The 14779-nt window shown below is 60.6% G+C and carries 17 protein-coding genes; 6 read left to right on the top strand and 11 right to left on the bottom strand.

Features of this window, described 5'->3' with window-relative positions; genetic code table 11:
- The first annotated feature begins 58 nt into the window (after window positions 1-58).
- From ACVTFQ_RS19440 to ACVTFQ_RS19420, 5 genes are all read left to right on the top strand, one after another.
- Complete coding sequence (locus ACVTFQ_RS19440; protein ID WP_354556027.1) at window positions 59-1315, top strand: tyrosine-type recombinase/integrase; 1257 nt, start codon at window positions 59-61, stop codon at window positions 1313-1315.
- Between the two features lie 98 nt (window positions 1316-1413).
- On the top strand, window positions 1414-1791 hold the full coding sequence (locus tag ACVTFQ_RS19435) for a helix-turn-helix domain-containing protein (protein ID WP_354556028.1): 378 nt from the start codon (window positions 1414-1416) through the stop codon (window positions 1789-1791).
- 202 nt (window positions 1792-1993) lie between these two features.
- Entirely contained in the window at window positions 1994-3247 is a 1254-nt protein-coding gene (locus ACVTFQ_RS19430) for an ImmA/IrrE family metallo-endopeptidase (RefSeq protein ID WP_354556029.1), read from the top strand.
- Window positions 3244-3735 (top strand): DUF4411 family protein, encoded by a 492-nt coding sequence (locus ACVTFQ_RS19425; protein ID WP_470423966.1) that lies wholly within the window; start codon window positions 3244-3246, stop codon window positions 3733-3735. The genes ACVTFQ_RS19430 and ACVTFQ_RS19425 overlap by 4 nt, the downstream gene beginning before the upstream one ends.
- A 265-nt stretch (window positions 3736-4000) precedes the next feature.
- Window positions 4001-4618, top strand: coding sequence for a type IV toxin-antitoxin system AbiEi family antitoxin domain-containing protein (locus tag ACVTFQ_RS19420; RefSeq protein ID WP_354556031.1), 618 nt, complete (start codon window positions 4001-4003; stop codon window positions 4616-4618).
- 26 nt (window positions 4619-4644) lie between these two features.
- Here ACVTFQ_RS19420 and ACVTFQ_RS19415 read toward each other — a convergent pair whose 3' ends face one another.
- Window positions 4645-4923, bottom strand: a complete 279-nt coding sequence (locus tag ACVTFQ_RS19415; RefSeq protein WP_435532395.1) for a helix-turn-helix transcriptional regulator — start codon at window positions 4921-4923, stop codon at window positions 4645-4647.
- Window positions 4924-5158: 235 nt separating this feature from the next.
- On the opposite strand from ACVTFQ_RS19415, the gene ACVTFQ_RS19410 reads away from it, so the two are divergent.
- Window positions 5159-6079 (top strand): LysR family transcriptional regulator, encoded by a 921-nt coding sequence (locus ACVTFQ_RS19410; protein WP_354556032.1) that lies wholly within the window; start codon window positions 5159-5161, stop codon window positions 6077-6079.
- Here the strand turns inward: ACVTFQ_RS19410 and ACVTFQ_RS19405 are convergent.
- The 10 genes from ACVTFQ_RS19405 to ACVTFQ_RS19360 are packed head-to-tail and all read right to left on the bottom strand — an operon-like array spanning window position 6063 to window position 14762.
- On the bottom strand, window positions 6063-6302 hold the full coding sequence (locus ACVTFQ_RS19405; RefSeq protein ID WP_470423965.1) for a DUF2274 domain-containing protein: 240 nt from the start codon (window positions 6300-6302) through the stop codon (window positions 6063-6065). The two genes, ACVTFQ_RS19410 and ACVTFQ_RS19405, sit on opposite strands and share 17 nt — an antisense overlap.
- A gap of 1 nt (window position 6303) precedes the next feature.
- On the bottom strand, window positions 6304-7557 hold the full coding sequence (locus ACVTFQ_RS19400; RefSeq protein WP_470423964.1) for a TraB/TrbI/VirB10 family type IV secretion system protein: 1254 nt from the start codon (window positions 7555-7557) through the stop codon (window positions 6304-6306).
- Window positions 7554-8609 carry a P-type conjugative transfer protein TrbG gene (gene trbG / locus ACVTFQ_RS19395; protein WP_470423963.1) on the bottom strand — a complete coding sequence of 352 codons (1056 nt, stop codon included), beginning with the start codon at window positions 8607-8609 and terminating at the stop codon, window positions 7554-7556. Before trbG ends, ACVTFQ_RS19400 begins: the two co-directional genes overlap by 4 nt.
- On the bottom strand, window positions 8606-9289 hold the full coding sequence (gene trbF, locus ACVTFQ_RS19390) for a conjugal transfer protein TrbF (RefSeq protein WP_470423962.1): 684 nt from the start codon (window positions 9287-9289) through the stop codon (window positions 8606-8608). Before trbF ends, trbG begins: the two co-directional genes overlap by 4 nt.
- A 2-nt stretch (window positions 9290-9291) precedes the next feature.
- Entirely contained in the window at window positions 9292-10647 is a 1356-nt protein-coding gene (gene trbL / locus ACVTFQ_RS19385; protein WP_470423961.1) for a P-type conjugative transfer protein TrbL, read from the bottom strand.
- A gap of 2 nt (window positions 10648-10649) precedes the next feature.
- Entirely contained in the window at window positions 10650-10955 is a 306-nt protein-coding gene (gene trbK-alt / locus ACVTFQ_RS19380; RefSeq protein ID WP_149746892.1) for a putative entry exclusion protein TrbK-alt, read from the bottom strand.
- A 10-nt stretch (window positions 10956-10965) separates the two neighbouring features.
- A complete protein-coding gene (gene trbJ, locus ACVTFQ_RS19375) occupies window positions 10966-11733 on the bottom strand; it encodes a P-type conjugative transfer protein TrbJ (protein ID WP_470423960.1) in 768 nt (255 codons plus the stop codon).
- Window positions 11730-14183 carry a conjugal transfer protein TrbE gene (trbE, locus tag ACVTFQ_RS19370; RefSeq protein ID WP_470423959.1) on the bottom strand — a complete coding sequence of 818 codons (2454 nt, stop codon included), beginning with the start codon at window positions 14181-14183 and terminating at the stop codon, window positions 11730-11732. Before trbE ends, trbJ begins: the two co-directional genes overlap by 4 nt.
- A gap of 13 nt (window positions 14184-14196) precedes the next feature.
- Window positions 14197-14469, bottom strand: coding sequence for a VirB3 family type IV secretion system protein (locus ACVTFQ_RS19365; RefSeq protein ID WP_470423958.1), 273 nt, complete (start codon window positions 14467-14469; stop codon window positions 14197-14199).
- Window positions 14469-14762: a TrbC/VirB2 family type IV secretion system protein gene (locus ACVTFQ_RS19360; RefSeq protein WP_112796505.1), complete on the bottom strand. Its 294-nt coding sequence runs from the start codon at window positions 14760-14762 to the stop codon at window positions 14469-14471. Before ACVTFQ_RS19360 ends, ACVTFQ_RS19365 begins: the two co-directional genes overlap by 1 nt.
- Between the last annotated feature and the right edge of the window lie 17 nt (window positions 14763-14779).

Here is a 14779-nt window from a genome sequence, read left to right as displayed (position 1 = left end):
TCGCTGACGGACTTTTTGGTGGTTTTCCTCCCTATTTTACCGGATTCAGGAGGCCGCAATGCTGACCGACGCAGCGATCAAGTCATTGAAACCAAGAGATAAAAGCTATAAGGTGACGGACCGGGATGGAATGTACCTGCTCGTGCAGCCGTCGGGGGTGCTGACATTCCGTTTCGACTACCGTCTGAATGGTCGCCGCGAAACGGTCGTCATAGGGCGATACGGGCCGACAGGCGTGTCACTGGCGCGAGCTCGAGAAAAACTGCTGGAAGCCAAAAAAGCGGTTCAGGAAGGACGCTCTCCGGCAATCGAGAAGCAGAGCGCAAAACGGAAGCTGAAGGAGGCCAAGAGCTTCGGCGAATTTGGCGAGCGCTGGCTCCAGGAGGGCCGGATGGCCGATAGCACCAAAGCCATGCGGCGCGCCATCTACGAACGCGACATCTTGCCGAAGTTTCGCAAACGCCTTCTGACGGAGATTACCGCCGAGGATTTGCGGGCGCTTTGCACGAAAGTGAAGGAACGCGGCGCCCCCGCTGTAGCAATTCATGTCCGCGACATCATCAAACAGATTTATGCCTTCGCGATCCTTCACGGCGAGAAAGTCCATAATCCCGCCGATGACGTCGGTCCTGCATCGATTGCCCAATTTGTCGCCCGTGATCGTTCGCTGTCGCCATCGGAAATCCGGGTCATGTTCGGCCAGCTCGAGCATGTCCCGACCCTCCCGACCATCCGCCTCGGCATGAAGCTGCTTCTCTTGACGATGGTCCGTAAAAGCGAATTGCAGGACGCTGTCTGGGATGAGGTCGATTTCGAGAATGCCGTTTGGTCTATCCCGAAGGAAAGGATGAAGCGGTCTCGTCCGCACAACATCTATTTGTCACAGCAGGCGTTAGACATTCTGATCGCACTGAAAACCTGCTCGGGCAATTCGCGCTACCTGTTGCCGTCTCGCTACGATGCCGACGCACCGATGTCGCGCGCCACCTTCAACCGGATTACGACTGCCGTCGTGGTTAGGGCCAAGAAGGAAGGCCTGTCGCTTGAGCCGTTCACAGTGCATGATCTACGGCGAACCGGCTCGACACTCTTGAACGAGTTGGGATTCAACAGCGACTGGATCGAAAAGTGCCTGGCCCATGAAGACGGCCGCTCGTCGCGGGGCGTCTACAACAAAGCGGAATACGAGCACCAGCGCCGACACATGATGCAGGAATGGGCCAACATCGTCGATGCCTGGATCGCAGGGCAAAAATACGCGCCGACGATCTTTCCGCCCACGATGGACCTGTTGTCGCCAGGGACGGACGATTGACCGCATAGACGGTCACTTGTTTAGGCGGTTGATGAATTGAGTAATAAGTCATATATGAGGAGTTATAAGGCAAAACTGTTTAAATCTGGATTGTTGACATGGGTTCGCCGAAGTCGCGACAGGCTCTGGAAAGACTGGGGCAGGATATTCGCAAAGCGCGCCTGTTGCGCGGTAGCACCGTGGCGGATCTGGCGGTACGTGCAGGTACGTCGTCAAGCTCTATTGCACGCCTTGAAAAGGGCGACCACGGAGTGGCGATTGGTATGCTTGCCGATGTTCTCGTCGTCCTTGGCCTCATCGACAGGCTGAGCGATTTGATCGACATCCGCAAAGATGAACTGGGATTGGCATTGGCATTAGATCGATTGCCCAAGCGAGGGCGGCGAGTGGCCACCAATTCGCGAGACCAGAAGACCGTGATGGAGCAAGGGCAATATGATGGGAAGACGATTGATCCTGAAGGAGTTGCCTTCTAATGCCCAATCTCTTGATTGAGTTGCGGCTTTCTGACGTATTGGCTGATACTTGAGGTGTTGTCGGCTGTCGAGCAGTTGACTACTGGTGTGGAAAGCTGATCGATATGGTTAAAAGGCGCTGCCGCCATTTTGAGGTCGAAACTCTGTGGTAAGAAATACGAAATAATCTACCGCTGGTGGTGAGGGGTGAAAAGACGGTTACATGTCCAAGTCGGCGAACATCAATCCGGCGATTCTTGTCTGGGCGCGCGAGCACGCCGGCCTGACTGTGGCCGACGCCGCGCACCAGCTTGGGTTCAAGGATTCTGAGAAAAAGACCGCCTCTGACAAACTCGCGGAGTTCGAGTCTGGAGAGAAGCTTCCGACCTATCCGCAGCTTGACAAGCTTGCAAAACTTTATCGTCGGCCGCTGATTACCTTCTATATGACCAAGCCGCCTGCGCCTGCCAAAACTGGTGAGGACTTCCGCCGCCCCACCGCAGAGGTGACGCGGCGCGACAACGCCATTCTTGAGACGCTGGTTCGAGATGTACGCGCCCGCCAAGAGCTGATCCGAGACGTCCTCGAGGATGATCCTGATCGCCTCGCCGTGAGCATCGTCGGTTCCGCATCAATACGGGAAGGCGTGCCGGCGTTTGTTGCCAAGATTTCCCGTGTACTCGATTTTGATCCTTCGGATCGCAGCAAACGTCGGGGCAATGCGGAAGATCTGTTCCGAACGCTCCGAACTGCCGCGGAGATGGCGGGTATATTCGTCATCGTCGCTGGCGATCTGGGTTCGCATCACTCCGCCGTTAGTACAGAGGTCTTTCGAGGGTTTGCGCTCTCTGACGACCTCGCACCATTCGTCGTCATCAATGACCAAGACTCCAAGGCTGGCCAGAGCTTCACACTCGTTCATGAGCTGGCGCACATTCTAATGGGGCAGTCGGGCGTAAGCGGCCCGCCTGATGCAGACGATGTGGTCAGCGAGCATGACCTTATCGAACGGTTCTGCAATGACGTCGCTGGGCAGTTTCTGCTGCCAGATGCGGCGCTAACAAACCGCCCGACATCGGACGCTGACATCGACCTGATACGGAACATGATATCAGGGACGGCAGAGCTGTGGTCGGTCAGTGAATCAATGGTGGCATATCGCTGGCGTCGACTTGGCTGGATCGGGCACCGCGTCTACACGGCCCTTCTGACTGGTTATAGGGCGAGATGGCTGGCCTACCGAGAACAGCGCCGCGCGGATCGTTCGCCTCAATCTGGCGGGCCGAGTTATTATGTCGTTCGACAGTCCAAACTTGGGAATGCGCTGCTAGGAGTGGTTTATCGCAGTCTATATGACAATGCGCTGAGCCATACCAAGGCAGCGAAAGTCCTTGGTGTCAATCTGAGCAATGTCGAACCTCTGCTTCGGCAGTTTGAAAAGACTCGTCTCGCCGGTGTCGCAGCGGGGCGTCCGTGATCTATCTGCTTGATGCCAATGTCCTAATACGCGCCCATGAAGACTACTATCCCCTGGATGGAGTCCCGCAGTTCTGGGACTGGCTTTTGGTCACGGCGGCGGCGGGTCAAATCAAGATGCCGACTGAGATCCATGCGGAAATCGAGATTTCCACCGGGGAACTGGGCAAGTGGGCCTCTGACCAGACTGTCATCGACGCCCTTGTGCTTCAGGAGGACGTTGATCCCGTCTTGCTCAATCAGGTTCTCGAGCAAGGATACGGTCCCGACCTGACGGAAGCCGACATTGAAAAAATCGGTCGCGATGGCTTTCTGGTCGCCTATGCATTGGCTGCGCCCGATAATCGCACGGTGATTACCAAAGAGAACAGTAAGCCGTCAGCGCAAAGGGGCAACCGCAAGGTTCCGGATGTCTGCGATGCGGTCGGCGTTCAATGGAGGCGTGATTTCCCGGTTTTCAAGGAGCTTGGGTTCAAGATTGGCAAATAGTTGCAATCGCCCGAAGTGTAGCTTGTGTTTGGCCCAAACAGCTTTGGTATTTCGCATGCTCGAGCATTGTCCATTTGATCATCAAATAATTTTGCGGAGGCTACCTGATATAGAAGCGTGTACTATCCTGGAGGCTCGCGATGTTCAATTTCCGTGACAGGCTCGCACTAGTTTAGCCGCCAATTTTCTCGGCGCTCTTTTCTCATTTTGATTTTGATGATACAAACTCTCGGATAATATCATCTATTTTATATGATAATGTATCATGTCTGACGCCGGGTCACAGCGCCAAATCGCCCACACCGTATTGACGGAACGCGGGATCGCACGCCTCTCCGAGCTTCGGGCGGCGGGCGTAACTGCGGCCACTATGAGCCGTATGGAGCGAACCGGTGAGGTTATCCGTCTTGCAAGGGGGCTTTATCAACTTCCTGATGCCCCTCTCGAAGTTCACCATAGTCTCGCAGAGGCTGCAAAGCGCCTTCCGAAAGGGGTTGTCTGTCTCGTCTCGGCGCTCGCGTTTCATGAACTCACCGATCAAATGCCGCGGCATGTCTGGATGGCCATCGGTCAAAAGGACTGGGCATCGCAGGCGAAGGGATTGTCGATAAGGTCGGTCCGCTTCACCGAACGCCTGCTTGCCGAGGCTGTCGAGTTCCATAGCATCGAGGGAGTGCCTGTGAAGGTGTTTGGCGTCGCCAAGACAATCGCAGACTGTTTTCGATATCGGAACAAGATCGGGCTGTCGGTGGCCATAGAGGGCCTACACGAAGCTCTGCGTCAACGTAAGGCAACGCCGGACGAGATTGCTAGGCAAGCCGAGCGCGGTGCCGTCGCGACGGTCATACGTCCATATCTCGTTGCACTCACCGCCGTTTGGTAGAGAAAAAATATTACAGCGTTTGCACGTCACTTCTGCCTTACCGGCCTATTTTTCCGCAGTTGCACGTCCGGCATTGGCGCGCGGGTGATCGCCTTTTGTTTGGATGCACGCTTACGCGCCTCAAGCCAGGCTTCGACCTCGGCCAAATCCCATACGACGCAACGGGACGTCAGATAAAAGCGCGATGGGAACTCGCCCCGCCGCTCCATTTCATAGATCGTGGTATCTGCCAGCGGCACGATTTCCTTGAGTTGTTCACGGCGGATCGTTCTGGTTTGCCCTGTTGATGTTGATCGCATTTTCATGGCCCTCGCTTTTCAAACGAAAGCAATAGAAGCCGATAAGCACGGAACTTCGAAGTCAAAAATGTTGTCGGCGTAGATGCGGATAGCATGGCGTGCAAAGCGGATGGTTGTTTGTCGTCAATACAAAAACTCCGGTTGCCAAATTTTCGCCGGGTGCTCGCCGCAATGTGCTGCAACCTTTGATCTGAACTTGACGCCCCTGTCTGCAAGGCGGAATTGTTCTGAAGGAGTACGCGTGCCGGGATCGAGTATCGAACTTCGCCACATCAGTTACGTTGTCGCCGCTTCCGAACACGGTAGTTTTCGTCGGGCGGCGGCAGCGCTTGGAGTGCAGGAATCGGCGATCAGCCGACGGGTGCGCGATCTGGAAATCCGACTTGGAACGGCTTTATTCGTCCGCTCACACTCTGGTGTTACCCTGACCCTCGCGGGTAAGCAGTTCGTAGACCGGGGACGAAAGGCGCTGTCCGAGATTGGTCTTGCGCGAACGGAAGTTGCCGCTATCGGGAGGGTGGGCGATGGAGAGTTGCGGATCGGCATTCTATCGTCATTGGGTTCCAGCTTTCTTGCCGACCTCATCCAGAAATTCTCCGAAAGATACGCGGCCATCCAAATGTCATTTGCGGATGGCGACCAGGCAGAGCATGTCGCTGCGATCCGTCAGCGTCAGCTTGATGTGGCGTTTCTGACGGGAACTCTTGAATGGGAAGGCTGCGAATGCCGCCATCTCTGGTCAGAGCAGGTATTCGTGGCCATGCCGGAACAGCACATGCTCGCTGAAGCGGCGCAATTGGATTGGGTCGACGTCATCGGTGAGCGCTTCATCGTCAGTGACGCAGCCCCAGGACAGGAGATTTACAACTACCTGGTCCAGAGGCTTGCCGGTCTGGGCCGCCAGCCCGAGATCCTTCCGCACAGTGTCGGGCGGCATAACCTTCTTTCGCTTGTGGCGCTCGGCCAGGGACTGACGCTGGCAAGCGAAGGTGTCACGGCGACGCAGGTTCCGGGCGTTGCGTTCCGTCCCATCGGCAACGAGACCTTGCCCTACAGCATGGTCTGGTCGGCCCAGAACGACAATCCGGCTTTGCTGCGGTTTCTGGACATCGCGGCCTCTTTGGAGACCCAAAACGTTTCGCTTGTCACGTCGAGGGCATAGTATGGGACACAGATTTCTTGGCCTTGGCAAAGCCTCGGTCCGTGGCGATGAACCGCTCCAGCATGGGCACGATCAGGCGGACGGGATCGGCGGGCGACTGGCCTGCCTCGCGGGCGAGGATGTCGGCATAGGCGACGAGATCGCGGTGCAGGCAGGCCGGCAGTTCCAGAGTGACCTTGACGGGCTTGTCATCGACGATCACCGAGAGTTTCAACTTCGCCATATTAACCTCCATACGGTTCGAGGACAAGATCGCGCGTGACGATCACACGGACCGGGAGTCCGGACCGGATGGTCAGCGTTGGCGCGATGTTGAGTTGGCGGCTGACGACCTGTTGGCCGGTCTGGTTGATGCTCTGTGACGCGCCTTGACGCAGAGCCTGCACGATATCGCTGTCGTTTCCGGACGAACCGGCCTGTGCGCCGACGCTGAGCAGCGTGGACAAGGCCGCCGCCTTGAACAACTCGCCCCAATGGTAATCGACACCATCCTCAAGACCGGCATAGCCTTCGGCGTCCGCGCCGGGCTGGCGCTCCAGAACGATCGAGCGGCCATTGGGAAAGATCAGCCGGTTCCAGACGAGGAGCACGCGACGCTGACCGAAGCCGACGCCATTATCGTATTGGCCTATGACGCGGGTACCCTGCGGGATGAGCAGGATCTTGCCGGTCGGGCTGTCATAGACATTCTCCGTCACCTGCGCGGTGATCTGACCGGGAAGATCGGAGCGGATGCCGGTGATGAGCGCGGCGGCAATCACCGCCCCAGCCTGAAGGATGTTCGGCGATGCCGGGGCGGCGACGCGATCAGTCGAAACCGTGCGCTTGTCGGGCATCTGGTTGAGGAAGGCAAGCTGGCGGTCCTGTGCAGAGGGCGTTGAGGGCTGCGGTGCGAGGCCGAGACTGGCGAGGTCGGGCTGCGGGGGCATCGCCGCCGCCGTAGTCTGCGCTGGATCGGTCGTGCCCGTATTGGTGGAACGTGCATCGGTCGGCGCAAACAGCCGGGCGGTGCGGGCGGCCTCAATCTCCTGCGCGCGACGCTGCTCTTCCGGGCTTGGGCCGGATGGAGCAGATGCGACAACGCCGGGCGTTGCAACCGGCTGACCGCCGTTCTGAGCGTTCAGGATCGGTCGCCCAAGATCGCCGGGCAGCGGGGGACCGAGTTTCGGCACACCGCTATAGTCCTTGGGCAGTCCTGCCAGGCCATCCGGCGTGGTGCGATTGTCGGTCGAATAGAGTTCCTGCCCCTGATTGCCGCCATTCCTTGTCTGAAGGGCATAGATCAGGGCGCCGCCAACGCCGAGGCCAGCGGCGAGCCCCAGACCGGCCAGGACCTTGCGTGAAAGCCGCGTGACACGTGGCGGATCGGGGCGAAGACGCATGGACGGCACCGGCTCGCCTGTCAGCGACCGGGCCTCGTCCTCGGCCCCATCGGGCTTCCGACCGTCCTCCTTTTCGGGATCGAATTCGGTGTTCACGATGCAGGCCTCCCGTCGGTTCGGGAGATGCGGACACGTTTCTGGTCCTTGCCAGCACCGAAGCGCAATTCGGCGGCGGCAAACAGGCGGTCGACGATCATGTAATTGCCGCGCACGCGGTAGTTTACGAGTTCGGAGGTGTCGCCTTCGGGGCCGACGATGAAGAGTGGCGGCATTTCCCCCTGACTGATGCCGCGCGGAAATTCGATGAACACCTGCCGCCCGTCATCAAAGGCCCGCAGGGGCCGCCAGGGCGCGCGGTCTCCGGTCACGTCGTAGCGGAAATTGACCCTGGCCAGATCGACGCCGCTGGCGACCGGCTGGGCCGCCTCGGCCTGTTGGTTCTGGCGGCGCAGTGCGATGAGCTGGTCCTGAGGATACTGCCAGGAGACCGAGGCCATATAGGTCTTCTCGGTCGAACGCAGCTCCATGTGATAGGTACGCCGGTCGGTGTTGATGACCAGGTTCGTCGTCAGATCGGGTCGCGTCGGCTTGATGAGGATATGGACCTGCTTGGTGGCGCCTGAGCCGCTCTCGGTATCGCCGATGATCCAGCGCACCGTGTCACCGGCGGCGACCGGGCCGGAGCCGACAAGCTGTTCGCCGGGTTGCAGGCCGATATCGGTAATCTGTCCCGGCGAGGTATAGACCTGATAAAGCGCGCCATCGACGAAAGGATAGACCTGCATCGAGTTGATGAAGCCGTTCCTGACCGGCTGCATCCGGGCGGCGGCGTTGGCTTCGCTCACCCGTGCGGCCGGGTCCGCGAGTTCCGGCGCCGGCTTGCCATCCTTGCCGACCGGCTTCAATTGGCCAGGCAGTGGCAGGACCTTCGGCAATTCGACCACTTGAATGGGCTTCGGCGGATCGGCCGCCAGAACGGCGGGTGCGGCATCGTCATAGGAGATTTCCGGGGGCTTCTGCGGTGTTGCGCATCCGGCAAGCGCCGAGGCGTAAAGCAACAGAAGCGGCAAGGCGGACTTACGGAAAGGCGGAAATGCGTGGTTACGCGCCGCCGGATGCCCGGCGGTCAGATGAGACGGCCGGATCATGATCCAAGCTCCTTCGACCAGTTGATGGCGTTGATATAGATCCCGAGGGGATTTTTCCTGAGCGTGTCGGCGTCACGCGGCGGCTGAACGGCAACCGTCAGGATGGCGGACCAGCGCTCGGTCGCGGCCAATGACCCATCCTGATAGCGGCGTTCGATCCAGGCGACGCGGAAACTCGAAGGCGAGGCGCGGATCACGCTGGAAACCTCGACGGCAATCTGCTGCTTGCCGACCTTGGCGAAGGGATCATTGGCGCGCGCATAATCGTTGAGCGCCAGCGCGCCGCCCTGCGTCGTAAAATCATAGGCGCGCAGCCAATTCTGCCGGACGATGATCGGATCGGCGGGAATGCTCCTGACCTGTTCAATGAAACGGGCAAGGTAGAAGGCAATCTGAGCGTCGTTGGGCTGGTAGTCGGCGGTCGCCGGCGCAATGGCTTGCGCCTGTCCGAATTTGTCGACCTGCACCACCCAGGGAACGACCGAACCATTCATCGACTGCCAGACCAGCGCGCCTGACAATCCTGCTGACAAGGCAAGTGAACCGAAGGCCATCAGCCGCCAGTTCTTTGCCTGAACGCGGGCAGAGCCGATGCGGTCATCCCAGACCTGGGCCGCGCGTTGATAGGGCGTCTCGGGTTCGGGAGATTTGCCGTAATGGGTGGAGGGTCGCTTGAACATGATCAATTGCCTTCGGAGAGATTGACCGACGATCCGCCACCATGGGCATCGCCGGATTTGACGGCGTGCGCCGCCGCCTGAACGCCGTGCGTCATGGTCTGGGAGCGCTTCATGCGTTTCGCCCAGGCGGGCGGGCTTTCGGATGCAGAGGAAGAGCCTGACGCGGCTTCCGGGCCACCGCCGCCCACGGTGCCAGCCGTCGATGACCCGCCACTGGCTTCGAAGGCGGCACGAGCGCCGGACTGGTAGCTGGATTTCAGGCTATCGGACGCGCGGCCAGTGGCTTTCTTCAGGGGCGAAACGGCAGCCTTGGCTCCCGTCGAGGCGACATTGCCAAGACCGGAGGCAACAGCGGAAGCGCCGGTCTCTCCGGCGGCACCGAGGCTGTAGGCGGTTGACGCGCCACTGGCCAGAGCTGCGCCACCACGCGCGGCAGCCGCAGCCCCGCCAAGGAGAGATGCACCGCCAGAAGCGACGGCGCCGACCGTTGCCGCACCTGCTGCAACCATGCCACCGGCGGCGAGACCGGTGCCGATCGCGGCGCCTGCGCCAAGCTGCGGCCCGCCCGACACGAGGCCGCTGGCGATACCGGGACCGAAAATACCAAGACCGAGCAGCGACAGCGCCGCAAGAACGATGGCCATGGCTTCGTCGATGGTCGGCGTCGCGCCGCCGAAACCGGCCGTGAACTCGGAAAACAGCGTCGAGCCGATGCCGATGATGACGGCCAGCACCAACACCTTGATGCCGGAAGAAATGACATTGCCGAGGACGCGCTCGGCCATGAAGGCGGATTTTCCGAAGAGGCCGAAGGGGATCAACACGAACCCGGTAAGCGTCGTCAGTTTGAACTCGATCAGGGTGACGAAGAGCTGGATGGCGAGGACGAAGAAGGCGAGCAGCACCAGCGCCCAGGCGAACAACATGCAGGCGATCTGGATGAAATTCTCGAAGAAGGCCCAATAGCCCATCAGGTTCGAGATGGAATCGAGGAGGGGGCGGCCCGCATCGAGGCCGGTCTGCGCCACCTTGCCGGGGCGCAGAAGATCGCTCACGGTAAAGCCGGTGCCGGAGGCCTTCAGGCCGAGACCGGCGAAGCTTTCGAAGACGATACGGGCAAGGTTGTTCCAATTGCCGATAATATAGGCGAAGACGCCGACGAAGAGCGTCTTCTTGACGAGGCGGGCAATGATGTCCTCGTCGGCGCCCCACGACCAGAACAGGGCTGCTAGCGTGACGTCGATCACGATCAAGGTAGTGGCGATGAAGGCCACCTCGGGCCGGAGCAGTCCGAAACCGCCGTCGATATAGCGGGTGAAGACTTCGAGAAAATGATCGATGACGCCGGTATTGCCCATGCTCAGCGCGCTCCATTCTCAGGAGATGATGGCTGCGGGCTTGAGGCTGCCGAGGCGGGCTGGCCGAGGAAGCGGCGTCGGTTCTCCGCCCATGCCTTCAGGCAAGCAGGATCGCGGCTTCCGGCTTCGCCACTCCCGCTGCACCGGGCAAGTTCCGCATCGAGCGGATCCGGCCTTGGGGTGGAGAGTGGAAAGGTCGCGGAGGCATCTTGAGATACGTCACGACGGTTCATCTCGATCGCTGTCGCGACAATGGCGACGGCCACGAAAATCACGGCCGCGAGACGCGCGAGGGTCTTGCCGTCCATGGTGTCACCCTCAATTGCCGTAGAACATCTGGGCGCTGCCAGCCTGATAGCCCGAACCCGGCGTCAGGAAGCGGCGGCGTTGTTCGCGGCCCTGTTCGGCAGCGGCTGCCTGTTCGGCCGATTGCAAAGCCTGAGCCCGCCCATTGGCGGCAACGACCGCCGTGAGATCGCTTAGTTGCTGGGCTTGAAGGGCGAGGAGCTGGTTTCCGGCCTGGGTCGCTTGCAAAGCGCCAGTGGCGGACTGACTGGCGCCGACGAGAGATGACATCTCGGTGCGGTTGGTGTCGATATTGCCGACGACAGTGGCCTGTACGCGCATGGCGTCCTGAAGGCCGCCAACCGTGTTCTGCCAACGGGTCTTGGCATCTGAAACGAGTTGCGCATCAGAGGCCGACATGGAGACATTGGCGTATTGGGTCTGGAAGGCCTGATCGATCGCTTGCACATTGTAAGCGATGTTCTGGGCCTGGCTTAGAAGCTGCTGGGTGCGGCTCACCGATTGCTGGAGCTGTTGCAGCGACGAGTATGGCAGGCTTGCTAGATTGCGTGCCTGATTGATCAGCATCTGAGCCTCGTTCTGGAGCGAGGTAATCTGATTGTTGATCTGCTGGAGCGCGCGCGTCGCGGAAAGCAGGTTCTGCGCATAATTGGTCGGATCGTAGACGATCCATTGCGCGGACGCCGGTGTCGTCAGCAGTGGCGACGCCGAGAGCGGGGCGGCAAGAGCGGCGGCGATCATCACCGCGCGGGTGCGGCCAGAGAAATGACGAAGCGTCATGGCAGTGTCTCCAGGTTGGTGAGGTTGGGGATGAGGTCGGCAGCCCAATCGACGCCGCGATGGCGCAGCCAGGCGTCGAGGAAACCGTCTACGCCATGCTTGGCGATGATCTTCGCGATGGCGGCCTGATCGGTCTTGGAAGATGCCGCGCACAGCGCCAGCGCCACTTCCGACAAACCCAGCTCGAACAGCCGGTTGCCGCGCCGTGACTGGCAGTAATAGTCGCGCTTGGGCATGGCGCGGGCGAGGATCTCAATCTGGCGGTCGTTGAGGCCGAAGCGGCGATAGATCGCGGTGATCTGCGGCTCGATCGCCCGTTCGTTGGGCAGCAGAAGCCGCGTCTGGCAGCTTTCGATGATGGCCGGTGCAATTGAACTACCGTCGATGTCTGACAGGGACTGCGTGGCGAAGATCACGCTGGCGTTCTTCTTCCTGAGCGTCTTCAGCCATTCGCGAAGCTGGCTGGCGAAACCTTCGTCGTCGAGCGCAAGCCAGCCTTCATCGACAATGATGAGCGTCGGCGATCCGTCGAGCCGATCCTCGATGCGGTGAAACAGATAGGCGAGCACGGCGGGTGCGGCGTCCGTGCCGATCAGCCCCTCGGTCTCGAAGGCTTGGACCGTCGCAGTGCCAAGATGTTCGGCTTCGGCGTCGAGCAATCGGCCCCAGGCACCGCCGATGCAATAGGGGCGGAGCGCCTGCTTCAGGTCGTTCGACTGCAAGAGGACACAGAGGCCGGTGATCGTGCGTTCCTCGATTGGCGCGGAGGACAGAGAGGTCAGCGCCGTCCAGAGATGCTCCTTCACCTCCGGGGTAATTGCGACGCTTTCACGCAACAGAATCGCGGCTATCCAGTCGGCAGCCCAGGCGCGTTCGGCGGCATCATCGACACGGGCGAGCGGCTGAAGACTGACAGAGGTAGCCGATCCATCGGTCAGGCCGCCGCCGAGATCATGCCAATCACCGCGCATGGCGAGCGCCGCCGCGCGGATCGAGCCGCCGAAATCGAAGGCAAAGACCTGTGACCGCTGGTAACGCCGAAATTGCAGCGCCATCAGCGCCAACAGGACGGATTTGCCGGCGCCGGTCGGGCCGACGATCAGGGTGTGGCCGACATCGCCGACATGGAGGGAAAACCGGAACGGGGTCGAGCCTTCGGTCTTGCCGAACAGCAATGGGGGCGCTGCAAAGTGCCCATCACTGCTAGGACCTCCCCGTTCCGGCCCCGCCCACACGGCACTAAGGGGGATCATGTGGGCAAGGTTCAAGGTGCTGATCGGAGGCTGGCGCACATTGGCGTAGACATGGCCTGGCAAGGAGCCGAGCCAAGCATCCACCGCATTGATGGTCTCAGGCATAGCCGTGAAGTCGCGGCCCTGGATGACTTTCTCGACCAGCCGCAGCTTTTCGTCGGCGATACGCGGATCGGCATCCCAGACCGTCACGGTGGCGGTGACGTAGGCGATGCCGGCATAGTCAGCGCCGAGTTCCTGAAGCGCGAGATCGGCATCCGCCGCCTTGTTCGACGCGTCGGTATCCACCAGTACCGATTGTTCGTTGGTCATCACCTCCTTCAGGATCGCTGCAATCGACTTGCGCTTGGCGAACCACTGGCGGCGGATTTTGGTCAGAAGTTTCACTGCATCAGTCTTGTCGAGCAGGATGGCGCGTGTGGACCAGCGATAAGGAAAAGCCAACCGGTTTAACTCGTCGAGCAGGCCGGGTGTCGTCGCGGTCGGGAAGCCGGTGATGGTGAGGACGCGCAAATGCAACGATCCCAGGCGCGGCTCCAGCCCGCCGGTGAGCGGCTGATCGGCGAGTAGCGCGTCGAGATAGACCGGCGTCTCGGGGACGCGGACGCGGTGCCGGTTCGTGGAAACGCAGCCATGCAGATAGGTGAGGGTCTCTGCATCATCGAGCCAGCGGCATTCGGGCATGAAGGCTTCAATCAGGCGCAGCAGCCGGTCGGTGCGATCGGCGAAACCGGTCATCGCCTCATGGGGGTCGATGCCGCTCTTCTCGCGGCCCTCATAGAGCCAGGTTTCGGCACGGGCGGCGTCTTCGGCGGACGGCAAATAGGTGAAGGTCAGGAAATAGCTGGACTCGAAATGGCTGCCTGCTTCTTCAAAGTCTGCTTTCCGCTCGGCATCGACCAGTGCCGACGCAGAATCCGGGAACACGCTATCCGGATAATGCTGCGCCGCATGCCGAACGGCATCGACGAAGATCGCCCAGCCGGAGCCGAGACGGCGGAAGGCGTTGTTCAACCGTCCGGCGACGGCGACCATTTCGGCGGGCACAGCCGAATCCAGATCGGGACCGCGAAACCGCGCGGTGCGCTGGAAGCTGCCGTCCTTGTTGAGCACGATGCCGGCGCCGACCAGCGCCACCCAGGGCAGGAAGTCAGCGAGCCGGGCGTTTTTGTTGCGATATTCGGCGAGGTTCATCATGGGCGCGCTTCCCTCAGACCGAAAGGTGTGCGGGGATGCGCAGATGGCGGCGACCGGCCTCGACGAAGAGCGGGTCGCGCTTTGCCGCCCACACCGCAGCGAAATGCCCGATTGCCCAGATGAGGATGCCGACTAGCCAGAGGCGCAGGCCGAGGCCCACCGCGCCGGCGAGCGTGCCGTTCAGAATCGCGATGGCGCGTGGCGCGCCGCCGAGCAGGATCGGCTCGCTGAGCGCACGGTGGACCGGCACGGTGAAGCCCGGAACCTCGTCACCAGCGGTCATCATCAGACCAGCGCTCCACCGCCAAACGAGAAGAAGGACAGGAAGAAACTCGATGCCGCGAAAGCGATCGACAGGCCGAACACAATCTGAATGAGACGACGGAACCCGCCTGAAGTGTCACCGAAGGCCAGCGTCAGGCCCGTGGTGATAATGATGATGACGGCGATGATCTTGGCGACCGGTCCTTCGATCGATTGCAGGATCTGCTGCAGCGGCTGCTCCCATGGCATGGATGAGCCGGATGCGTAAGCGGGCGCGGCCATCACCACAGAGAGTGCGGCGACCGAAACGGTCATGGCGAGGCGCTGGCGCG

It is taken from the genome of Rhizobium sp. O111, from assembly GCF_055616315.1.
This window is presented reverse-complemented; position numbering and strand designations above follow the sequence as displayed.

What these genes read in the sequence shown, in the direction of transcription:
- ACVTFQ_RS19435 (WP_354556028.1), top strand. Translation starts at nt 1,414, where the DNA reads ATGGGTTCGCCGAAGTCGCGACAGGCTCTGGAAAGACTGGGGCAGGAT.
- trbJ (WP_470423960.1), bottom strand. Translation starts at nt 11,733, where the DNA reads ATGACGCTTCGTCATTTCTCTGGCCGCACCCGCGCGGTGATGATCGCC.
- trbK-alt (WP_149746892.1), bottom strand. Translation starts at nt 10,955, where the DNA reads ATGGACGGCAAGACCCTCGCGCGTCTCGCGGCCGTGATTTTCGTGGCC.
- ACVTFQ_RS19415 (WP_435532395.1), bottom strand. Translation starts at nt 4,923, where the DNA reads ATGAAAATGCGATCAACATCAACAGGGCAAACCAGAACGATCCGCCGT.
- ACVTFQ_RS19430 (WP_354556029.1), top strand. Translation starts at nt 1,994, where the DNA reads ATGTCCAAGTCGGCGAACATCAATCCGGCGATTCTTGTCTGGGCGCGC.
- trbL (WP_470423961.1), bottom strand. Translation starts at nt 10,647, where the DNA reads ATGGGCAATACCGGCGTCATCGATCATTTTCTCGAAGTCTTCACCCGC.
- trbF (WP_470423962.1), bottom strand. Translation starts at nt 9,289, where the DNA reads ATGTTCAAGCGACCCTCCACCCATTACGGCAAATCTCCCGAACCCGAG.
- trbG (WP_470423963.1), bottom strand. Translation starts at nt 8,609, where the DNA reads ATGATCCGGCCGTCTCATCTGACCGCCGGGCATCCGGCGGCGCGTAAC.
- ACVTFQ_RS19440 (WP_354556027.1), top strand. Translation starts at nt 59, where the DNA reads ATGCTGACCGACGCAGCGATCAAGTCATTGAAACCAAGAGATAAAAGC.
- ACVTFQ_RS19420 (WP_354556031.1), top strand. Translation starts at nt 4,001, where the DNA reads ATGTCTGACGCCGGGTCACAGCGCCAAATCGCCCACACCGTATTGACG.
- ACVTFQ_RS19360 (WP_112796505.1), bottom strand. Translation starts at nt 14,762, where the DNA reads ATGACCGTTTCGGTCGCCGCACTCTCTGTGGTGATGGCCGCGCCCGCT.
- ACVTFQ_RS19405 (WP_470423965.1), bottom strand. Translation starts at nt 6,302, where the DNA reads ATGGCGAAGTTGAAACTCTCGGTGATCGTCGATGACAAGCCCGTCAAG.
- trbE (WP_470423959.1), bottom strand. Translation starts at nt 14,183, where the DNA reads ATGATGAACCTCGCCGAATATCGCAACAAAAACGCCCGGCTCGCTGAC.
- ACVTFQ_RS19365 (WP_470423958.1), bottom strand. Translation starts at nt 14,469, where the DNA reads ATGATGACCGCTGGTGACGAGGTTCCGGGCTTCACCGTGCCGGTCCAC.